Source organism: Sphingobacterium sp. BIGb0165, from assembly GCF_024810095.1.
Taxonomy (GTDB): Bacteria; Bacteroidota; Bacteroidia; order Sphingobacteriales; family Sphingobacteriaceae; genus Sphingobacterium; species Sphingobacterium detergens.
This window is the reverse complement of the sequence record NZ_JANUEB010000002.1, coordinates 697,171-703,170: the sequence shown is the minus strand read 5'-3', so window position 1 is coordinate 703,170 and position 6,000 is coordinate 697,171. Positions and strand designations below refer to the sequence as shown.

Annotated in this window: 5 protein-coding genes; all 5 read right to left on the bottom strand. The window is 39.2% G+C overall.

Going from position 1 to position 6,000, the window contains the following annotated elements; translation table 11 throughout:
* Positions 1-1,355: 1,355 nt before the first annotated feature.
* The 5 genes from M2408_RS06600 to spt are packed head-to-tail and all read right to left on the bottom strand — an operon-like array spanning position 1,356 to position 5,779.
* The gene (locus tag M2408_RS06600) at positions 1,356-1,751 is read right to left on the bottom strand and encodes a GtrA family protein (RefSeq protein ID WP_259180319.1); all 396 of its coding nucleotides are present in this window, start codon (positions 1,749-1,751) and stop codon (positions 1,356-1,358) included.
* Between the two features lie 2 nt (positions 1,752-1,753).
* Positions 1,754-2,446: a CDP-alcohol phosphatidyltransferase family protein gene (locus M2408_RS06595; protein WP_259180318.1), complete on the bottom strand. Its 693-nt coding sequence runs from the start codon at positions 2,444-2,446 to the stop codon at positions 1,754-1,756.
* 9 nt (positions 2,447-2,455) lie between these two features.
* Positions 2,456-3,448: an NAD(P)-dependent oxidoreductase gene (locus M2408_RS06590; protein WP_259180317.1), complete on the bottom strand. Its 993-nt coding sequence runs from the start codon at positions 3,446-3,448 to the stop codon at positions 2,456-2,458.
* Positions 3,445-4,566: a hypothetical protein gene (locus M2408_RS06585; RefSeq protein WP_259180316.1), complete on the bottom strand. Its 1,122-nt coding sequence runs from the start codon at positions 4,564-4,566 to the stop codon at positions 3,445-3,447. The genes M2408_RS06590 and M2408_RS06585 overlap by 4 nt, the downstream gene beginning before the upstream one ends.
* A 13-nt stretch (positions 4,567-4,579) precedes the next feature.
* On the bottom strand, positions 4,580-5,779 hold the full coding sequence (spt, locus tag M2408_RS06580) for a serine palmitoyltransferase (protein WP_108635089.1): 1,200 nt from the start codon (positions 5,777-5,779) through the stop codon (positions 4,580-4,582).
* Positions 5,780-6,000: the final 221 nt, after the last annotated feature.

Here is a 6,000-nt window from a genome sequence, read left to right as displayed (position 1 = left end):
CTCCTCTTTATCTTTTTCTGTTTCCCTCCGTTTCCGTTGGGACTGCAAAGGTAGAAATCTTTTTTGAAATTCCAAAAAACTTTTGAAGTTTTTTTCTTTTTCTTTTTCCCGATTTCCGCGCTTAACTCTCGTTAAACCCTTCTTTTTTCATTGGTCACCCCTTTCGAAGTAACCGCCCCTCCCTTGCGGAGTGGTGCAAAGATAGGGAGTTTTTATAATCACTTCCAAGTCTTTTGTTCTTATTTATTGCGTTTTGCCGCTAACTCGCTGTAAACTTGGCGGATTGTTTTTATCCGGATGAGCTCCGGGGGGCTCCGGAAGACAAAAAAGGCCGGCTATATGAGGATCTGCGACGCAAAGACGGCTGAGGCACACGTGTGGATACCCAGCGCCGCAAAGCGGATAGAAACCGCGGCCTCATGGAAAAAGGACCCCAAGAGAGCCGAATGGTATTTTCAAAAGGGCCGCCCTCGAAGATTGCCCGCACCTGCTTGCCCCCCCTTCGGCTTTTGTCTATCTTTTGCCCATCGTTCCTCTATTGTTTGGATAGGGAATGGAAAGGGAAATTCCCAACAGGGGGCCAAGCACGTACGAACGACACCCGAACCCGGGGCAACAAAAGGTCGTTATATGAGGAGCTGCAACACAAAGGTAGCGGTAACGGAACGGTGGAACTGCCATGACCGCTGCTGGGCAGCCTCCCTGCTGCCGCTCCCGAGCAGGGATAGCAGCACAGGGTCCGGTATTTATAGCAGTACCCTGCAACTATAATGGAGCAGGGGCAGATCGTTATAAAGCGACCTGTCCAGGGCACAAGCAGGAAGAAACAGCAACAATAGAACTTAACAGTGGATCTCATGGGTAACCGGAGGAAATCCGGCAGCACAGAAAACTCCACACTGCAACGGCAGGAGATCCGCCAGATTGCTTATCAACTGCTTCTATATTAATAGGGAGATAACCGGGGGTTTACAGGGGTAGATCCTTGTTATACCCCTGTAATATCCAAGTTAATACCTAAGCATAACTTTTTTAGGTATATAGATGGTATCACCCAGACCCAAAGAAGAGCTGGGCAGAGCATTGAGAAGACTAAATTGCGGTTCCATTTCAAACTGATTTATAGTAAGAAGTTTGTGGCATGGCTAGGAATAGTGCTAAACAGAAAAAGTACTAAAACTGGAAGACAATAAGAAAAGAATATAAATAGCATTGCAAAGACCGAAGTTAATGCCACACTAAAACATAAAGCAACAAAGTCAAAATCAAGCAACAATCCTTTTTCAGAACAGAAAAGCATGACAATCAACGATAAGATAGCGCACCTTAAAACAGAGAGAATAGGCAGGAAAGATTTATTTTTTATCAGCTTTAAAGACCCAAAAACGCTGAAGCGTATAATTAAAGCCTAGAGAAACAAGCAACTCGACAAGTAATTTCGAAAATAAAAAATTGAAATGGTATACATCCACCAGGAAGTGAATGCCAGTAGATTTAAGCAGAATACTACCACAAACAACAATCACAAACTTCCATAACTGGCTACCTACAGAACTATGCGTGCTACCAAAAGACCAGTACCGATTGATCAAGAAATTTACGACAGCACCTAGACTGCCACTGATTGCATTAGAAAAAGGAGCACTAATATGCAGCAATTTATAACAGGCAGAATATACCCCAAAATCAAACAATCCGCCTAAAAAGGCGGAAAGTTGTGCTTTTAAAAAAGTAATCACCTTTGAAGACATATTTATCCCACCTCCTCTTGCTGCTTTTTTAATTTGTCTTCCTTATCTTTTGCATCGCCTAGTTTCAACAAAAGACGCGTATCATTTGCATTAATAATAAAAAGTAAGATGCAAATGACGAATACACACCAATTAATAGAACCAGGCATCAAAACCTCTAATAACATCACTAAAGCGATAATGACACGTATTTCTGTTGGACCGAGTATCCCGGCATCTATCGTATATTTATCTGTAATCCTATACCTAAGTTGTGATATAATCATTGCCCATCCATATAACGAGACCAAAGTAAAGCCAAGATACTTATAGTCACCAGTCGTATAAAGCACATACCCTAATCCGATAAAGACTGTACTAATCCAATCCATTACGATATCCAACGCAAATCCATACCAACGGCGCGATTTATTCCGATAAAAAGCTATACGCCCATCTAATGAATCACCAAACCATTGAACGAAAAAACCGGGTACACCCAGAAGTAAATAGCGTATATCCACGTATTCCGCAAGTATAAAGCTCCCTAAAACCATTAACGAGCCAAAAAAACCGATCGCTGTAAGGCCATCCGAAGTAATCCAATTAGGAACCCTAGGTACAAGGTATGTAATCAACTTTTGTTCGGGTTCACTCAGGATATTTGTTCTTTTCCGATCTTGAAAAAGCTTTTTATTTATTTTAAACTCACTCATTATCTGTGATTATAACCATTTATTTTCTTTATACCAAGCTAGTGCCTCCATTAAGCCCGCTTTCAAATTATATTTAGGTTGGTATTGTATTTGACTTTGAGCCAATGAAATATCACAGCCCCAATTTTCTGCTGTAAGTTCATTCAATCGCTCTGGATATAGTACAGGTATTGTTTTTGATTTTTTATATACACGTTCAAAGATTACTGCTACCGCTTTTACGACCCCTAATGGAATATGCATTCGGATCATTTTCTTTTGCGTGAACTCTTTGAAAAATTTTGCCATTTCATATCTGTCATAGACCTGACCATCACTCAGATTGTATACTCTTTTCCCTCCTTGATCGAAACGACAGGCGTTTAAAATCGCTTGAACTAGATCCGTCACATAAATAAAGCTTAATTTTTGAGGAGATCTTCCAACATAGGCATCCATTCCACCGTTCATTGTCTTGAAAAGAATAAAAATATCTTTCTCTCTGGGACCATATACTGCTGTAGGCCGTAAAATTGTCACTGGTTGATCCTCAAACTCACTCAATGCGAGTTCCGCCTTCCTTTTGCTTCGACCATAAGCTGTAACTGGACAGTAGGGATTGCGTTCATCAATTAAATTGGATGCATAAGGAACAGGTCCTATCGCTGCAAGACTACTTACAAATACAAATCTGCGGATTGGGTTTTCCAATGAAAAACAAGCCGACGCCAAGTTTTTGGTATAACCAACATTGACCTTTTCTAAATCTTCTTCGCGTTTGGCACGCGTCATTGCCGCCGCATGTACAACATAGGTATAGTTTTCCGATTCTAATAAAGCTTTGATGGAAGCTTCATCAGTGAAATCAGGATAAACAAATTTATCCACAACAGAACGAATTTCTGAAACATCACTCGACTTTCTAACGGCAGCATGAACTTCCATCCCTGCTTCCTTCGCCGCCCTTGTCAAATGATAGCCCACAAAACCACTCGCTCCAGTGATTAATATTTTTTCTATCATAATGATTTTTGATACAAACGATAACGTTTGTACAATTCTCCATTCATTTGCTCGATGGCATGGTTCATCATATAATTATGTTCCAACATCCATGAACATTCAGCCCCTTTTATATTAGAACCTTTTGATTCTTTAATAATTCGGCCATACAAACAGGCTTCAATACCGAGCTTGCGATAATCTTCTAATACGCCCAACATCAACACACGAAGCAAATTGATCTTTTTCTTGCCGAACAACAGTTTGAAAATACCTGTAGGAAGCAAACGACCTTTCTTCATCTTGATGAGGATTTGGTTAATATCTGGAATACCAAGACCAAAACCAACGAGCTCACCATCTTTTTCAGCTACAATAGCAAAACGTGGATCAAGGATCATTTTCAGATCTTTAGCTGTATAGTTAAATTCATCTTCCGTCATCGGAACGAATCCTGAATTCTTATCCCAAGCTCTATTATAGATATCACGAACCTTTGCCGCTTCATTTTTAAAATCCTTTACATTAAATTGGCGAAGCGTAATCCCTGACCTTTTTAAGCGTTCTTCCAACTTATCCAAAAGCTTTACAGATCGTTTATCGGCAGTTTGCTCCATGACCAAATACGCTCTAAGATCGACCTTATGTTCGTAGCCACCATTGGTAATCAACCCCATGTAATAGGGTGAATTGTAAGGCATCATTGCCACTGGTGGTCTATCAAAGCCTTCAACCAAAAGTCCCAATGTATCATTGGTCGATAGGTTAATAGGTCCAACAATAGTATCCCCACCTTTGGCTTTCACCCATTTTTCTACAGTTTCAAACAATGCATTCGCTGCCTCCTGGTCATCTATACAATCAAAAAATCCCCATTGCCCTTCATTGACATGATTAAAGGCATTGTGATTATTATTCCAAATCGCACAGATTCGGCCAACGATCTTATCATCACGATAAGCTAGAAAAGGTTGTGCTTGGGAATGTTTATAGAAAGGATGCTTATCAGGAGAAAGCAGGTCTTCTTGTTCGAGAAATAAGGCAGGTACATAATTAGGATTTCCCTCATAGAGGCTATGAGGGAAATCTATAAACAACCGTCTTTGTTTCTTTGTTTCAACGGGTACAATCTGAATCATATACGATTAGATTTTATATTAATGTTTCAACTTCAGCTTGTTTGAATACTTTAACCATCTTCTCAATTGCTTCATCGATTTGGTCATAAGTATGTGTCGCCATCAATGAAAAACGAATCAAAGACTCCTCCGCAGGAACTGCTGGAGAAACAACTGGATTAACAAATACACCATCATCTTGGAGCATTTTAGTCACCCAGAACGTTTTTTCATTGCTACGAATAAATATAGGCAAAATAGGACTTTCCGTAGCACCTAGATCAAAGCCATGATCTAATAATTGTGCTTTGGCATAATCTGTATTTTTCCACAATTTTTCGATGTGTTCAGGTTCATTTTGAATAATCTCTAACGCCTTCAGTGTAGAAGCAACAGATGCTGGCGTCATTGACGCACTAAACATTACCGAACGTGCATTGTGTTTCAAGAAATCAATCACATCAGCATCACCCGCTACGAATCCTCCTAAAGAAGCTAATGATTTACTAAAAGTACCCATGATCAAATCTACATCGTCATTAAGCCCAAAATGTGAGGCTGTACCAGCCCCTTTGTGCCCAATAACACCTAAGCTATGTGCATCATCTACCATAACAGCAGCATCAAACTCATTAGCTATTGTAGTAAGTTCCGGTAAGTTAACAATATCACCTTCCATACTAAAGATACCGTCAGTACAAATTAATTTTGCGCTTTCCTCAGGTAATCTAGATAATTTAGCACGTAAATCATCCATATTATTATGACCGTATTTGATCACTTTCGCAAATGACAAACGGCTACCATCAATAATTGATGCATGATCACGTTCATCAAGCAAAATATAATCATTACGTCCCATCAGACAAGACAATGGTCCAAGATTCGATTGGAAACCTGTACTAAACAGAATCGCAGCCTCTTTACCCACATAAGCAGATAGTTTTTCTTCCAGTTCTACGTGAATATCCAACGTACCGTTTAAGAAACGCGATCCAGCACATCCAGTACCATATTTTTCCAAAGCATCTTGCGCTGCTTTTATAATACGTATATCAGTCGTTAACCCTAAATAAGAGTTAGAACCAAACATCAATACACGTCTACCATCGATTTTTACCTCGGTATCTTGCTTTGATTGAATAGGTCTAAAATAGGCATATAAGCCTTTAGCTTTTAACTCCTCTACAATCTTAAATTGCGATATTTTTTCGCCTAACTTTCCTTTACTCATGCGATAAAAAGGTATTTCTAAAACTATTTCTAACTTTTAGATGTTATTGTAACAAACAAAATTCTCGAATTGGACTTTTATATAAAAAACTCTGTCTTCGAATAAAAATCTGCTCTACCCACAATGTAAGTTAAAATTCTACGTTGTATATATTCACAATAATTCCAAAAAACGTTGCAAACATACGAAAACATAATCTGACTTTCACTTAAATTTAGTCA

What these genes read in the sequence shown, in the direction of transcription:
- M2408_RS06595 (WP_259180318.1), bottom strand. Translation starts at nt 2,446, where the DNA reads ATGAGTGAGTTTAAAATAAATAAAAAGCTTTTTCAAGATCGGAAAAGA.
- M2408_RS06600 (WP_259180319.1), bottom strand. Translation starts at nt 1,751, where the DNA reads ATGTCTTCAAAGGTGATTACTTTTTTAAAAGCACAACTTTCCGCCTTT.
- spt (WP_108635089.1), bottom strand. Translation starts at nt 5,779, where the DNA reads ATGAGTAAAGGAAAGTTAGGCGAAAAAATATCGCAATTTAAGATTGTA.
- M2408_RS06585 (WP_259180316.1), bottom strand. Translation starts at nt 4,566, where the DNA reads ATGATTCAGATTGTACCCGTTGAAACAAAGAAACAAAGACGGTTGTTT.
- M2408_RS06590 (WP_259180317.1), bottom strand. Translation starts at nt 3,448, where the DNA reads ATGATAGAAAAAATATTAATCACTGGAGCGAGTGGTTTTGTGGGCTAT.